This window comes from Kribbella endophytica, assembly GCF_054781295.1.
Window position 1 is genome coordinate 1,013,721 of record NZ_BAAGUR010000003.1, and the last position, 14,958, is coordinate 1,028,678.

Below are 14,958 nucleotides of genomic sequence, written 5' to 3' on the forward strand. Positions count from 1 at the left end.
GCGGGCGATGACTGAGCTCACGCGCGTTGACGAGTACTTGCATGCGGTTCCGCTGTCCGGTGCGACCGGTGAGCAGATCGGACCGTTCACCCTCTTCCGGACGACCACCATCTGGCCGTACTACGCCCGCCCGCTGCCCGGCGGCAGTGTGGTCGAGCAGGCCGACGTGGAGCGGGTGCGGGAGCGGTGCACCGAGCTGGACCTGCCGCTGAGCTTCGAGTGGGTCGTGGAGACCTGCCCGTCGCTCGGACCGGCTGCTGAGGCGGCTGGGCTGACTGTGGTCCAGTACCCGTTGCTGGTGCTCGAGCGCGCGGACTTCAAGCCAGTCGAGACCGCTGCGCGGTGCGAGATCCTGCCCAATGACCTGGAGCTGCTGCGGCAGGCCCGGGCCGTGGCGAACGTCGGCTTCGGCACCCCGGGCACCGAGGTCGGTGAGGCCGGCGTCGCCGAGCGGGACGCGTACGAGGTCTCGGACGAGACGGCGACCGCGCTGCTCGAGCGGGCGGAGGCCGGGGTCTCGGTGACCGCTGCAGCTTTCGGCGACGACGGGATGCTGGCGTCCGGCGTACACCAGCCGGTCGGTACGACGTCGGAGATCGTCGGAGTCGCAACCCTCCCGTCCGCCCGCCGCCAGGGCCTCGGCGCCGCGGTCACCAGCTGCCTGGTCGAGCACGCCTTCGCGAACGGCGTCGAGCTGGTCCTCCTGTCCGCCCAGAACGACGCGGTCGCCGCCGTCTACGAGCGCGTCGGCTTCCGCCGCATCGGCCACGCCGGCGGCGCTGAGTGAGTCTTGGCACGACCGAGTCACGCCTGGTCGTGCTGCGGGGCAACTCCGGCTCCGGCAAGTCGACGACCGCCCGGCAGCTGCGCGCGCGACTGGGACGTGGCACGGCGATCGTCGAGCAGGACCAGATCCGCCGGGTGCTGCTGTGGGAGAAGGACACCCCCGGCAACGCCGCGATCGACCTGATCGGGCTGAACGCCCGGTACTGCCTCGACCGTGGCTTCGACGTGATCGTCGAGGGCATCCTGAGCGCCGACCGGTACGGCGACATGCTGCGTGGGCTGACCGCCGACCACCGCGGGACGACCGCGCACTACTACTTCGACATCCCGTTCGAGGAGACGCTGGTCCGGCACGCGACCCGGTCCTGGGCGGCGAACGTGGCGCCGGAGTCGATGCGCGAGTGGTACGAGGCCCGCGACCTGCTGGCCGGGGTGGACCAGCACGTGTTCGACGAGCACCAGGACCTGGACGCCGTACTGGCCAGGATCCTGAAGGACCTCGGTCTGCCGCCGGACCTGCCCGCCGATCCGGGAGCGACCTCGTTCGGTCGGTGAAGATTTAGGCCGCGAGTCGTCCGGGCTGGACCGGTGGCCGTACCGTGGGAGGGATGAGCAACACCGAGCGGACCCGCCCCCGTACCCTCGCCGAGGCACTGCGGAGTTGGGACGACGCTGCTCTCGGGCACCTGCTGCGGCACCGGCCCGACCTGGCGACGCCGATCCCTGCCGACACCGGCCAGCTGGCGGCGAGAGCGACCACCAACGCCTCCGCCGCCCGCGCGATCAACCGCTTGGACGAGTTCGGCGTCGACCTGCTGGAAGCGCTGTCGGCGCTGCCCGAGCCGGTGGACGTCGCCGGACTCGCCGCAGGCGTCGGCCAGGCTGTGGAGATCGTCCAGCCCCGAGTGATCGAGCTGCTGGCGCTGGCACTGGTCTGGGGCACCGAGGACGACCTGCGCCCGATCCGAGCCGTGCACGAGCTGCTCGGCCCGACCCCTGCTGGGCTGGGTCCTGTCACGACCCGGCACTTCGGCGACCTGGACAAGCTGATCGAGGAAGCCGGTCCGGAGGCGCGCGAGGTGCTGGCCAAGCTCACCTGGGGTCCTCCGACCGGCACGGTCGAGAAGGCCGAGCGCCCGGTGACCATCGCCTCGGCGAAGAGCCCGGTGGAGCAGCTGCTCGCCCGCGGGCTCGTCGTACCGAAGGACCCGACGACCGTCGTACTGCCTCGGCAGATCGGTCTGCATCTGCGGGGTGGGCGGGTGCTGCCGTCGACCCGGCCGACTCCGCCGCCGCTGGACGGCAAGCAGGTGTCGGCGTCGATCGCCGACCGGGCTGCTGCTGGTGCTGCGCTCGATCTGGTCCGGCTGGTCGACCGAGCGCTGGAGCAGCTGGGGACTGAGCCGCCGCCCGTACTGCGGACCGGTGGCATCGGAGTCCGTGAGCTGCGTTCGCTCGCTGGGCGGATCGGTGTGGAGGAGCAGACCGCCGGCGCTGTGCTGGAGATCGCGTACGCCGCTGGGCTGGTCGCCGCCGTCGAGGTCGGCTCCAGCGACATGTGGCTGCCGACTGGTGCGTACGACGACTGGCTGGAGCTCGACACCGCACACCGGTGGGCTCAGCTGGTCATCGCTTGGCACACCGGCCTGCGGGCGATCGGTCTGATCGGCCGGCGCGACAGCGGCGGTGCGACGGCTGCTGCACGCGAGCGACTGGTCAACGCGCTGGCGCCTGACTTGGAGCGGCTGCTGGCGCCGGAGGTGCGCCAGCTGACGCTGGAGGCGCTGGCTGAGGCAGGAACGGGTTCAGCGCCGGCGACCGAGTCGGTGGTGACGTGGGTGGCGTGGCACCGGCCGCGGCGCGGTGGGCAGTTCCGGGACGACCTGGTCGAGTGGACGCTGACGGAGGCCGCGCTGCTCGGCCTGACTGGGCTTGGCTCGCTGGGCGTTCACGCGCGGCCGTTGCTGGGCGAGGAGCCGACTGCTGACGATTTGGCCGCGGCGATCGAGCCGATGGTGCCCGCGCCGGTGACGGAGTTCCTGCTGCAGGCTGACCTGACCGCTGTGGCGCCCGGGCCGTTGGTGCGCGCCGTACAGGATGATCTGGCGGCCATGGCTGATGCCGAGTCGCACGGTGGTGGTGGGGTCTTCCGCTTCAGTGAGAGCTCGGTACGGCGTGCGTTCGACATGGGCCGGACCAGCGACCAGCTGCACAAGTGGCTGGCCGAGCACTCGCGCACTCCGGTGCCGCAGCCGCTGACCTACCTGATCGACGACGTCGCGCGGCGGCACGGCGTACTGCGGATCGGTACGGCGACGACGTACCTGCGCTGCGACGACGAGGACGTGCTGACGCATCTCCTCAACTCGAACCTGCCCGGAGTGCGGTTCCGCCGGCTCGCGCCGACGGTCGTCGTCTCGCCCTCGCCGCCGGACATGGTCCTGGCTCGCCTGCGCGAAGCGGGCCTGGCGCCGCTGGCCGAGACCTTCGACGGTGTCGTCCAGATCAGTACGGCGACCGCGCGCCGCGGTGACGCGCCACGTCGTCGTACCAGCCGGGACTTCGTCGACACCCCCACCGAGCTCACCGAGGACCAGGTCAAGGCCGTCATCGAGAAGGTCCGCAACGGCGACCGCCTCGCCGCCGAACGCCCCGAGGACGCCGGCCAGGAACCCAGCGCTCCGGCCGAGACCATCAGCATCCTCACCAACGCGGCAGAGTCCAACAGCCGCACGTGGATCTCGTACGTCGACCACAACGGCAACGCCTCAGAACGCGTCGTCGAACCGGTCCGCGTCGCCGACGGCTGGCTCACCGCCTACGACGACGGCGCCGACCAGCCCCGCACCTACGCCCTCCACCGCATCGCCACCGCCCGCCCGGTCTGATCCGGCACCGGCGCAGCCGGTAGCCGTCCGGGGGCCGGGCTCCCCTCGCCACCCCCCGTAGTAACCGGTGAAGCCCGCGGCGGGGTGGGGGCAGGTGGGTTGCTAGTGACGCCGTCAGAACAGGGCGTCCTGCTCGATCTCCGGTGGTGGCAACGCTTCTACGGCTTCGAGCGGGACGGTGAGCTCGGCGTCGGGTTGAGCTCGTTGCAAGGACCAGCCGGCCAGCAGGTGGGTGTCCAGCAACACCAGCCCAGCCGACGTACGCAGGTAGACATCTGCACCGATGGTGCAGGCGATCTCTCCGCTCAGCGTGCTGCCTGCAGTCGGTGACCGCAGAGCAGTGTCGGGGTGGAGTCCACCAGCAGGCAGGCCGTACGTCGTGGTGTGGTCGCGGATCGGTGACTCGCAGCGGGTCTGACCCTCCGGCCACGACAGTTCACCTGCTCGACTGACCAGGTCGGTCAGAGCGGCTGTGCGCTCAGCACCAGTCACCGGACGGCCGCGGGCAGCGCGCTTGCGAGTGGTGGAGACGCGATCCGGCAAACCCAGCGTGGTCATCAGCAGGTTCTCGATGCGCCGAGCGCCGAGCAGCGAGCCGCTGGAGATGAACGTCGACGACAACGCGCCCTGCTCCAGCAGCCGCGCCTCCCCGCGCTCGGTCGCCGTGATGCCGACCTTCACCACACTCCCGTGGTGCGCGAGATAGACCGAGAACGACCGCGGATCGTCCAGCCGCGTATCAGCGGCGATCGAGTTCGACCGTTCCATCGCCTGACAGTCCGGGCACTGCGGACTCCGACTCGCCGGCTCCAGAACCGTCGAGGTCGAGCACGCCAACCGCCGCCCCGACCGCCAGATCCCGATGCATCGCCGATCCGACCCGAACACGAACGCCAACCCGGTCCCGAGCACCAGCGGACTGACCTTCCCCGTGGCCCACTCCAGCTGCGCTTCCCCACCACTCCACAGCAGCCCAGTCACCCGCATGCGCGAAAGCTACAGCAGCCCTCCGACAACCTCAGGACACCGGCGCGAGCAGCAACCCGGTGATCGCGTCAGTCAGCCCAGTCGCCAGCCGAGACCAGGTCGGACTAGGCGTCGGCACACCCTCAGCAACAGCCCGCTCGTACTCAGCACACGTGTGCACGATCAGGTGCCGAGCCATGTCACCCCGCTCAGCCCGCACGTTCGCCGGTACGGCGGGCAGACACGTGTTGAGCCCGTTCCGCACCTGCTGGAGCTGCGGCGACGTCATCGCCTCCTCGACGATGATCTGCCGCAGCGCAGGGTCGGTCATCACCTGCGCACCGAACCGCGCGTACCAGGTCGGCGTACTCAACGTCCCCAGGTACTCCGGGTTCGGCCGGACCATGCACCCCACCCAGTCCCGCAGCTGCGGCTCGGCCGGCAGCTCGGCCAGCATCCGCGCACGGATCTGCTCGATCGGCTCGCTGTGCCGCCGTACGACGGCCCGCACGAGGTCGGCCTTGGTGCCGAAGTGGTAGCCGACCGCCGTGTTGTTGCCCTGGCCGGCCGCCTCGCTGATCTGCCGGTTGGAGACCGCGCCGACGCCGTGCTCGGCGAACAACCGCTCGGCGGCGGCCAGGATCAGCTCGCGTGTCTGCTGCGCCCGGACTGCCATCGCCCCACCCTGCCCCACCTGTTCGCCGGTTGTGGCATCAGATTGCCGATTCACTTGCTTTAAGTCAACTGACTGACTTACCGTTAGTTGTATTCCGCAACCAAACATCCCCGCCCGGAGGCTCCTGCATGTCCGCTGTCCCTGCCGCGCCGCGCCCCAACGCGGTGGTCGCCGCGCTGGCCTGCGCCGGCATCACGGTCTCGCTGATGCAGACCCTGATCATCCCGCTGGTCCCGCAGCTCCCGGCGCTGCTGCACGCCACCCCGAGCGACGCCACCTGGGCGATCACCGCTACGCTGCTGGCCGGTGCGATCGCGACGCCGATGATCGGTCGCCTCGGTGACATGTACGGCAAGCGCCGGATGCTGCTGCTCAGCCTGAGCATGCTGGTGATCGGTTCGGTCATCGGCGCGCTGAGCGACTCGCTGACCCCGATGATCGTGGCCCGCACGCTGCAGGGCCTGTCCGCCGGCGTCATCCCGCTCGGCATCAGCATCATGCGCGACGAGCTGCCGTCGGACCGGCTCGGCACGTCCATCGCACTGATGAGCGCCTCACTGGGCATCGGCAGCGCACTGGGTCTGCCGGCGGCGGCACTGATCGCCGAGTACACCAACTGGCACGTGCTGTTCTGGACGGCGGCAGCAGCAGGCGCAGTGGTCCTCGTCGTGGTCGTCTCACTCGTGCCGGAGTCCTCCGTACGGACTGGAGGCCGCTTCGACGCGCTCGGCGCAGTCGGACTGTCCGTCGGGCTGTTCTGCCTGCTGCTGGCGATCTCGAAGGGCGCTGACTGGGGTTGGGGCAGCGGACTGACCGACGGTCTGTTCGCGGCCGCCGTACTGGTCCTGGTGCTGTGGGGCTGGTACGAGCTGCGTGCCAAGCAGCCGCTGGTCGACCTGCGGACCACCGCGCGTCGCCAGGTACTGCTGACCAACATCGCCTCGGCAGTGTTCGGCTTCGCGATGTTCGCCATGTCCCTGGTACTCCCCCAGCTGCTGCAGCTGCCGAAGGCCACCGGGTACGGGCTGGGCCGCTCGATGCTCGCCGTCGGCCTGGTCCTGGCGCCGTCCGGCCTGGTGATGATGGCGACGGCTCCTCTGTCCGCCAAGATCTCCCGCACCCGCGGCCCGAAGGTCACGCTGATGCTCGGCGCGGTGATCGTCGCGCTCGGCTACGGCCTGGGCATCGTCATGATGTCGGCGGTCTGGCAGCTGGTCGTGATCGCCTCGGTGATCGGCGCCGGCATCGGTCTCGCGTACGGCGCGATGCCGGGCCTCATCATGGCCGCCGTACCGGTCTCCGAGACAGCAGCGGCGAACAGCCTGAACACGCTGATGCGGTCCATCGGTACGTCGGTCTCCAGCGCCGTCGCCGGGCTGGTGCTCGCGCAGGTGACCATCTCGTTCGGCGGGTTCCAGGTGCCGTCGCAGAACGGGTTCCGCCTGATCCTGGCGATCGGCTGCGGGGCGTCGCTGCTGGCGCTGGCGATCGCGGCGTTCCTGCCCAAGCACACGCCGCCGGTGGTGCAGCCGGCCGTCGTACCGGGGGCTCTGGAAGCTGACCCTGTCGGCTGATTTGCGGGACGAGGCACAATGGAGGGTCGGGCAGGGTGTCCTGCCCGGCTCATCCGTCTGACGGGAGATGTTGCGTGACCGACGGACCGTTGATCGTGCAGTCCGACAAGACCCTGCTGCTGGAGACCGCGCACCCGGACGCGAACGACTGCCGCAAGGCGATCGCGCCGTTCTCGGAGCTGGAGCGGGCACCGGAGCACGTGCACACCTACCGGCTGACTCCGCTCGGCCTGTGGAACGCACGGGCCGCCGGGCACGACGCGGAGCAGGTGATCGACGTCCTGCTGCGCTACAGCCGCTACCCGGTCCCGCACTCGCTGCTGGTCGACATCGCCGAGACGCTCGACCGGTACGGCCGGCTGCGGCTCGAGAAGCACCCCGACCACGGGCTGGTCCTGGTCACGACGGACCGGCCGGTGCTGGAGGAGGTGCTGCGCTCGGCCAAGATCAAGCCGCTGCTGGGCGACCGGATCGACGACGACACCGTGCTGGTGCACCCGTCCGAGCGTGGCCACCTGAAGCAGACCCTGCTGAAGCTGGGCTGGCCCGCCGAGGACCTGGCCGGGTACGTCGACGGTGAGAAGCACAAGATCGACCTGGTCACCGACGGCTGGGAGATGCGGCCGTACCAGCAGCAGGCCGTCGACTCGTTCTGGCACGGCGGCTCCGGCGTCGTCGTCCTGCCCTGTGGGGCCGGCAAGACGATCGTCGGCGCGGCCGCGATGGCCCAGGCCTCGGCCACCACGCTGATCCTGGTCACCAACACGGTCTCCGCGCGGCAGTGGAAGGACGAGCTGCTCAAGCGGACCAGCCTGACCGAGGAGGAGATCGGCGAGTACTCCGGCGCGCGCAAGGAGATCCGGCCGGTCACCATCGCGACGTACCAGGTGATGACGACCCGGCGGAAGGGCGTCTACTCGCACCTGGAGGTGTTCGACGCCCGCGACTGGGGCCTGATCGTGTACGACGAGGTGCACCTACTGCCGGCTCCGATCTTCCGGATGACCGCGGACCTGCAGACCCGGCGGCGGATCGGCCTGACCGCGACGCTGGTCCGCGAGGACGGCCGCGAGGGCGACGTGTTCTCGCTGATCGGCCCGAAGCGGTACGACGCACCGTGGAAGGACATCGAGGCGCAGGGCTGGATCGCACCGGCCGACTGCGTCGAGGTGCGGGTCGACCTGGAGCAGACCGAGCGGTTCGTCTACGCGACGGCCGAGCCGGAGGACCGGTACCGGCTGGCCGCGTCGACCCCGGCGAAGTCCCGGCTGGTCCGGCGGATCGCCGACCACCACAAGGGCGAGCCGATGCTGGTGATCGGCCAGTACATCGACCAGCTGGACGAGCTCGGCGAGCGGCTGGAGTGCCCGGTGATCAAGGGCGAGACGACGGTCAAGGAGCGCCAGCGGCTGTTCCAGGCGTTCCGGACCGGCGAGATCGACCGCCTGGTGGTCAGCAAGGTCGCCAACTTCTCCATCGACCTGCCCGAGGCCTCGGTCGCCGTACAGGTGTCCGGGACTTTCGGGTCACGTCAGGAGGAGGCCCAGCGCCTCGGTCGCGTCCTGCGCCCGAAGGGTGATGGTCGTACGGCGCGCTTCTACTCGATCGTCGCCCGCGACACCGTCGACGCCGAGTTCGCCGCCCACCGCCAGCGCTTCCTGGCCGAGCAGGGCTACGCGTACACGATCGTGGACGCGGAGAACCTCTTCGCCTAAAGCAAGTCGTCGCAAGGAATCAAAGGGCACGGAACGCGTTTGAGGTAAGGACCCATGGAGCGGTCGCCGGTCGCGGCGGCCGCTGCGTCCTTCCAGTGGTCCCGGCCGATCAGCACCGGGTAGCCGGCGAAGCCGTTGAAGCCCGCCCGGGCCAGCGCTGCAGGGCCGGGCGGTGAGGCGGCTACTACTCGTTCGAGGACGGCCGGGCCGACCTCGGGGCGGTCGACCATGTGGAAGAGGGCTGTCTGGGCTTCGGTCTGCTCGGCCCAGGCGAAGCCGGCTTTGACCGAGTGGGACAGGCCGTCGGACCAGTCCGGCGACGGTACGACGGTGACGTCCTCCCCGGAGAGCAGGGCGACCACGTCGGGCGCAGCTGCTCCGACGACCACGCCGATCGGCCCGCAGCCGGCCGCTCGGAGAGTGGCGACGGTGGTCACGACCCACGGCGTACCGTCGGCCGCGCGCATCAGACCGCCCGGCATCCCGAGCCTGGTCCCGGCGCCGGCGGCCAGCAGGACGCCCACCAGTTCTCCCATCCGGACAGTGTGGACTGTGATCTACGAGTCATCCAGGAATTGACCCGCCACCGGCGTGGGTTGCACCCCAGGAGAGGGGGTGACGGACCGGTAGCGGACCGTGGCTCGGGGGTTGCCCAGGGCAACATCAGGGGTCGAGCCTGGGCCATTCCGGAGGCTTCGACCGGTACCGTCGAAAAGTATGGGAACACAGGCACTGGAGCCCGTCGGGCTGGGGGAACGCCACCGTTCTGCGGGCCCGGTGGTCTGGCGAGTGGTCCGGGAAGCAGTCCTGCTGGCGACGCTCTTCCTGGTCTACACAGCGGGCCGGCAGATCGCCGCCAAGCACACCGGCTCGGCCTTCGACCACGCCGACCAGGTGCTGTCGCTCCAGCGTTGGCTGCACCTGCCGAGCGAGTCAGCACTCCAGCAGCACGCCCTCCAGGTCCCCCACCTGGTCGAGGGCGCCAACCTGTACTACGCCTCCGTCCACGCGCCGCTCACCGCGGTTGTCCTGCTCTGGTTGAGCATCTGGCGGCCCACGGCGTACCCGCGGGTGCGCTGGACGATGGTGTCGGTCACCGCCCTCGCCCTGATCGGCCACATCGCTTACCCGCTGGCGCCGCCGCGGATGATGCCCGGCTTCGTCGACACCGGGCTGCGGTTCGGTCAGTCGGTCTACGGACCGGACCACTCCGACGGCGTGGCGAACCAGTTCGCCGCGATGCCGAGCCTGCACGTCGGCTGGGCCGCACTGATCGCGCTGTCGATGATTCTGATCACCCGCACGAAGTGGCGCTGGCTGTGGCTGCTGCACCCGATCATCACGTTCGGCGTGGTGGTAGTGACAGCGAACCACTACTGGATGGACGGGATCGTCGTCCTGGTGCTGCTGGCGGTCAGTCTGCCGTTGCTGCTGCGACCCGGGCTGCGCGCCGCTGGTAATTCGGTACCGCGGGCGGTGGCCGTCAAGTAACGTGGCCTGGCTTCCTTTCGGAGCCAAGCCCTGACCCCGTCGACCGCTTTGCGGAGGTTCTGTCATGCCCCCCGACGATCCCACTCTCGACGACGAGCGCTCCTACCTCGCCACCTCCCGCGCCGCGCTCGCGGTGATGCGGGCGAAGACCGGCTCGCTGGAGATCGCCAGCGCGGACCCGGTGAACACCGAGTTCCTCAAGCAGGCGATCTGGCGGCGGATGAAGGAGCTCGAGGACGACCCGGACGTGCCGCTGTTCTTCGGCCGGCTGGACTACCTGGAGCCCGCGCCGGAGACCTTCCACATCGGCCGCCGGCACGTGAACGACGAGGCCGGCGAGCCGCTGGTGGTCGACTGGCGGGCCGAGATCTCGGTGCCGTTCTACCGGGCCAGCAAGACCGAGCCGATGGGCGTCGGCACCCGTCGGCGGTTCGGGTTCACGCACGGCGAGATGACGGCGTTCGAGGACGAGGACCTCACGTCGGTCACCGCCGTCGAGGAGCACAGCGACATCCTGGACGCGGAGATCGAGCGTCCGCGCTCCGGCCCGATGCGCGACATCGTGGCGACCATCCAGCCCGAGCAGGACGTGATCGTCCGGGCCGGTGTCGAGCAGACCATCTGCGTCCAGGGCGCGCCGGGCACCGGGAAGACCGCCGTCGGCCTGCACCGCGCGGCGTACCTGCTCTACGCGTACCGCGACCAGCTGAGCCGGGCGGGCGTCCTGGTGGTCGGGCCGAACGCGAGCTTCCTGCGCTACATCGGCGACGTGCTCCCGGCGCTCGGTGAGATCGAGGCGAAGCAGACCACCGTCGAGGAGATGGTCGCCCGGGTGAAGATCGCCGGGCCGGGTCCGGCGCCGGTCGACGTGCTCAAGGGCGACGCCCGGATGGCCGAGGTACTGCACCGGGCGGTCTGGTCGGGCATCCAGCTGCCGAAGGAGTCGCTGGTCGTGCCGCGCGGCTCGCACCGATGGCGCGTTCCGGCGTACGAGGCGGAAGAGCTGGTCACCGAGCTGCGCACGAGAGGCATCCGGTACGGCGCCGGGCGCGGCATGCTGCCGCAGCGGCTCGCGCACGCCGTACTGCTGCGGATGGAAGCTGCTGGGGACTCACCTGACGACCGGGTGCAGGACGCGGTCGCGCGGAGCCGTCCGGTGAAGCAGTACGCCGAGGTGCTGTGGCCGGCGGTTGATCCGGTGAAGCTGCTGTTCCGGCTGTTCACTGATGCTGAGCTGCTGGCCTCGCATGCCGACGGAGTACTCACCGAGGAGGAGCAGCGGCTGCTGCTGTGGGAGAAGGCGCCGCGCTCGGCGGGGGCCGCCAAGTGGTCGGTCGCCGATGCCACGCTGATCGACGAGATCGCCGACCTGGTCGACCGGACGCCGAGCCTCGGTCACGTCGTACTGGACGAGGCGCAGGACCTGTCCGCCATGCAGCTGCGAGCTGTCGGGCGCCGCTGCTCGACCGGCTCGATGACTGTGCTCGGGGACATCGCGCAGGGCACCACGCCGTGGGCCACACCGTCGTGGGACGAGGCGCTGACCCACCTGGGCAAGTCCGGCGCCCACACGGAGGAGCTGACGGCCGGCTTCCGTGTGCCTGGTCAGGTGATCGAGTACGCCGCTCGCCTGCTGCCGCAGATCGCGCCGCATCTCACTCCGCCGACCGCCGTACGACGTGCACGCGGTGAGCTGACCATCACCCGAGTCGCCGACAGCCTCGCCGCTGCTGTCTCCACGGTCGCCGAGGTGTCGGAGCGCTTGGGCTCGATCGGCCTGATCGTCCCCGACGCGCAGGTCGCCGACACCCGAAAAGCCCTGCAGGACAAGGGCATCACCTTCGCCGTCCTCGGCGACGAGGACGACGTCGAGACCCACCTCGACGTCGTCCCAGCCAGCCTGGCGAAGGGCCTCGAGTTCGACCACGTAGTCCTCCTGGAACCCGCCGCAATCGTCGCCGGCGAAGCCGACGAACGCACAGGCCTCCGGCGCTTGTACGTCTGCCTCACCCGCGCGGTCACCTCCCTGGCAGTCCTCCACGCCGAGGATCTCCCAACGGTGCTGACTACTTGAGCACTCGCGCCCACGGGAAGCGCGACGCGCAGGCGGGTGCGCATGGGCGCAGGATCCGCACACTTGAGCACTCGCGCCCACGCGAAGCGCGACGCGCAGGCGGGTGCGCACGGGCGCAGGATCCGCACACGGCAGGCGCACGCGCGAAGCGCGTAGCGCTCGGGGGCGCGCCGTTCCCCTTCCCCTCCTCTTAGAAACCTCTCGAACCGCCTGAGCGGCGGGAGGAGCGGCGGCTGCTGCCGCCTCCGCTGGAGCGGGTTCGGGAGGAGAAGGAGCGGCGGCGGGAGCTGCCGGAGCTCCAGCCTCCTCCGTCGGAGTCGTCGGAGTTGGAGCTGGAGGACCAGCTGCCGATCGAGCTGCCGATGTCCGACGTGGCTCGGCTGAACCGGGCGCCGGCTCGGCGGGAGGCCCAGCGGGATCGCATCTCCTGACCGGCTCGGCGGGCGTCCTCATCCGGGAACCACCAGCGGTGCCCGTCACCCCGCGACCAGTAGCCGTCCATGTACGACGCCAGCTCCTCCCCCAGCGTCCAGTACGGCCGAGCCCGGTCCCGCACGGTCACCATCCGGATGTCCGGCTGCTCGTTCGCCGCCAGCCGGGCAGCACACGCGTCGCAGACATCCACACCCCGCTCCCGACCACCCTCAGGCGTCCAGTTCGCTGTACCGGTACTAGGCCCGTGCCGCGGGTCGAAGAAGCACGGCGCCGTCGGCTCCGGCATCGGCTTGCCAGCCCGTACGGCGTCCAAGCACAGCAGCCCGTACCGAGCCGACCCGAGCAGCGTCGCCACCGCCTCGGTATCGCTGTCCCCCGAAGCCTCGTCCAGCCGGTGCCGCGCCTTCTCCACCGTGTCGAGCACATCCTTCGACAGCTTCGACTGCTGCGGGTCCGACGTCGTCGGCAGCCCGGACACGTGCTGCGACAGCGCGATGATCTCCTCGTTCAGCAGCGGCTTGGAGATCTCCAGGTGCGCCTGCTCCTCCTTGCGGCGAGCCCTCCGAGCACCCAGCGTCGTGACACCCCACCACAGCCCGCCCAGCCCGGCAGCACCACCGGCCCACGGCGCAGCGTCGATGTAGAACGGCTTGTTGATCTCCTGCCCCCGCTGGATGAACCGCTCGAGCATCTCCTCGTAGTCCGGCGCACAGCAGTCCACCGCCTGGTCGACCGCACTCCCCACGTGGTACGTCGGCCCTTTGTCGGCGCGCTGCACCGCATGGAACCCACGCCCGGCCGACTCCGACCGCGCATCAATCAGTACGGCGTACACACCTTCCACACCGACCCGGTCGTACAACTGGTCGGCGATCTCCTCGCCCTCCCACGCCAGCCGGGCGGTGGTGGAGAAGCTGGAGCTCGGAGCAACGTTCAGCGCACTGGCCGGGATCACGGCGATGCGCATCGGTGCGGCTGACGCCTTGGCCGCGGCGTCGAGCTTGGATGTCTCCGAAGCGGTCAGCTTCTTCACCCCCGGATCGACCCAGAGCCCGGGCGAACCAAGGGCCGCGGCGACCTGGTCCATGTAGAGGCCGGCCTTCTCCATCGCCCTCCGCTTGTCCCCCGCCGTGTCGGGCGGGGTGTAGCGGTAGGTCGGCCTGGTCCTGGTCGAGCTGGGCTTACCAGGGGTCGGCTTGGTCGCGCTGGGCTTGCCAGGCGTCGGCGTCGGGGTGGCGGCGTGTGCGGCAGCCACCGGAAGAGCGGTCAGGGCAACTACGGCCAGGAGCAGCGGCAGGCGGACGTCGTACCGGGTGTGCTTGCGGGGCGGGTTCATCGGGCTCCTCCCGAGAGGCGGGCTTGGCAGGCGGCGCAGACAGGGACCTCGCGGGCCTTGCCGCCCTGCGGCGTGTACATCCAGTCCGTCACGGAGGTCCCGTGCGACGAGTCGAAGAAGCAGTGCGCGCGACGGGCAGGCTTCGGCGTACCGGCAACTAGCGCCTGGGCGCAGGCAAGCCGCCACCGCCCGTACTCGACCGTGCCCCGCACCGACCGCAGCTGCTCGTCAGTGGGTTCAGAGTCGACCACGCGCCCGGCGTCGGCGTACGCATCCATCGCCGCCTGCACATCTGCTCCCGTGTCCACGCCGTCCAGACGCACGTCGGCGGCATCCAGTTCCTCGCCGAAGCGCGTCACGTCCTCCCGCGCCAGTGCCTGCCGCTCCTCCAGGCTGTCGGCCTCATCAGGCAGTACGTCGTACGACGGCCGGTAGAGCGCAGGCCCTTCATCCTTACCGGGCCGACGCTTCCACCACCGAAGTCCCAGGAAGCCGGCGACGGCCAGGACCACCAGCACGAGCAGCACGATCAACCAGACCGGGAAGCTGCCCTGGCTCTTCGGGACATCCATCTGGTCGAGCACACCGTTCAACGTGCCGACCGGGTCGGACCGACTGTGCTTCCCCAGCTCGTCGGTGAGGATCTCCGCGATCGGAGTGTCCACCCCGACCGCACTCCCCCACACGATCGATCCGCCGAACACGACCAGGTAGACGCCGTCCTGCCGTTGCAGGTCCACCACCTGGTCGACGTAGGCCCGCGCAGCCTGCTCACGCGTCCCGGTGGTCGCCAGCGAAGCCGCCGGCACCACAGCGATCAGGATGGACCGGTCCTGCCCCTCCACCCGCTCAGTGAGCCGCTGGGCCTCCTTGTCGGGGACCAGGGCTCGCTGCGTCGGGTCGACGTACACCGGACTGCTGTCCCACCCCTGGACGACGGTGCTGGGACCGGTCAGAGGCGTGGTGAGCAGGAGCAAGCCAGCCAGAAAACGCATGCGCGCTAGCTTGCCCCACCCG

At 70.2% G+C, this 14,958-nt stretch carries 12 protein-coding genes; 7 read left to right on the forward strand and 5 right to left on the reverse strand.

Annotation, left to right across the window (positions count from 1 at the left end; genetic code table 11):
• Positions 1–7 precede the first annotated feature (7 nt).
• The 3 genes from ACYVIO_RS31180 to ACYVIO_RS31190 are packed head-to-tail and all read left to right on the forward strand — an operon-like array spanning position 8 to position 3,674.
• A complete protein-coding gene (locus ACYVIO_RS31180; protein ID WP_460654498.1) occupies positions 8–787 on the forward strand; it encodes a GNAT family N-acetyltransferase in 780 nt (259 codons plus the stop codon).
• Positions 784–1,341: an AAA family ATPase gene (locus tag ACYVIO_RS31185; RefSeq protein WP_460654499.1), complete on the forward strand. Its 558-nt coding sequence runs from the start codon at positions 784–786 to the stop codon at positions 1,339–1,341. The genes ACYVIO_RS31180 and ACYVIO_RS31185 overlap by 4 nt, the downstream gene beginning before the upstream one ends.
• 53 nt (positions 1,342–1,394) lie before the next feature.
• Positions 1,395–3,674, forward strand: a complete 2,280-nt coding sequence (locus ACYVIO_RS31190; RefSeq protein WP_460654500.1) for a helicase-associated domain-containing protein — start codon at positions 1,395–1,397, stop codon at positions 3,672–3,674.
• Positions 3,675–3,788: 114 nt separating this feature from the next.
• On the opposite strand, the gene ACYVIO_RS31195 is transcribed toward ACYVIO_RS31190, so the two are convergent.
• Positions 3,789–4,661 carry a DUF2797 domain-containing protein gene (locus ACYVIO_RS31195; RefSeq protein WP_460654501.1) on the reverse strand — a complete coding sequence of 291 codons (873 nt, stop codon included), beginning with the start codon at positions 4,659–4,661 and terminating at the stop codon, positions 3,789–3,791.
• A 31-nt stretch (positions 4,662–4,692) separates the two neighbouring features.
• Positions 4,693–5,316 carry a TetR/AcrR family transcriptional regulator gene (locus tag ACYVIO_RS31200; protein WP_460654502.1) on the reverse strand — a complete coding sequence of 208 codons (624 nt, stop codon included), beginning with the start codon at positions 5,314–5,316 and terminating at the stop codon, positions 4,693–4,695.
• A gap of 128 nt (positions 5,317–5,444) precedes the next feature.
• Here ACYVIO_RS31200 and ACYVIO_RS31205 point away from each other — a divergent pair, with 128 nt between their 5' ends.
• Both ACYVIO_RS31205 and ACYVIO_RS31210 read left to right on the forward strand, forming a co-directional pair.
• The gene (locus tag ACYVIO_RS31205) at positions 5,445–6,890 is read left to right on the forward strand and encodes an MFS transporter (protein WP_460654503.1); all 1,446 of its coding nucleotides are present in this window, start codon (positions 5,445–5,447) and stop codon (positions 6,888–6,890) included.
• 74 nt (positions 6,891–6,964) lie between these two features.
• Positions 6,965–8,605 carry a DNA repair helicase XPB gene (locus ACYVIO_RS31210; RefSeq protein ID WP_460654504.1) on the forward strand — a complete coding sequence of 547 codons (1,641 nt, stop codon included), beginning with the start codon at positions 6,965–6,967 and terminating at the stop codon, positions 8,603–8,605.
• On the opposite strand, the gene ACYVIO_RS31215 is transcribed toward ACYVIO_RS31210, so the two are convergent.
• Positions 8,602–9,141 carry a nucleotidyltransferase family protein gene (locus ACYVIO_RS31215; protein WP_460654505.1) on the reverse strand — a complete coding sequence of 180 codons (540 nt, stop codon included), beginning with the start codon at positions 9,139–9,141 and terminating at the stop codon, positions 8,602–8,604. The genes ACYVIO_RS31210 and ACYVIO_RS31215 overlap by 4 nt on opposite strands.
• Before the next feature lie 181 nt (positions 9,142–9,322).
• Between ACYVIO_RS31215 and ACYVIO_RS31220 the strand changes: the two genes are divergently transcribed.
• Positions 9,323–10,096, forward strand: coding sequence for a phosphatase PAP2 family protein (locus ACYVIO_RS31220; RefSeq protein ID WP_460654506.1), 774 nt, complete (start codon positions 9,323–9,325; stop codon positions 10,094–10,096).
• Between the two features lie 64 nt (positions 10,097–10,160).
• On the forward strand, positions 10,161–12,170 hold the full coding sequence (locus tag ACYVIO_RS31225) for a HelD family protein (protein ID WP_460654507.1): 2,010 nt from the start codon (positions 10,161–10,163) through the stop codon (positions 12,168–12,170).
• 190 nt (positions 12,171–12,360) lie between these two features.
• Here the strand turns inward: ACYVIO_RS31225 and ACYVIO_RS31230 are convergent, their stop codons facing one another.
• Positions 12,361–13,941 carry a hypothetical protein gene (locus tag ACYVIO_RS31230; protein ID WP_460654508.1) on the reverse strand — a complete coding sequence of 527 codons (1,581 nt, stop codon included), beginning with the start codon at positions 13,939–13,941 and terminating at the stop codon, positions 12,361–12,363.
• Complete coding sequence (locus tag ACYVIO_RS31235; protein ID WP_460654509.1) at positions 13,938–14,936, reverse strand: hypothetical protein; 999 nt, start codon at positions 14,934–14,936, stop codon at positions 13,938–13,940. Before ACYVIO_RS31235 ends, ACYVIO_RS31230 begins: the two co-directional genes overlap by 4 nt.
• Positions 14,937–14,958 lie beyond the last annotated feature (22 nt).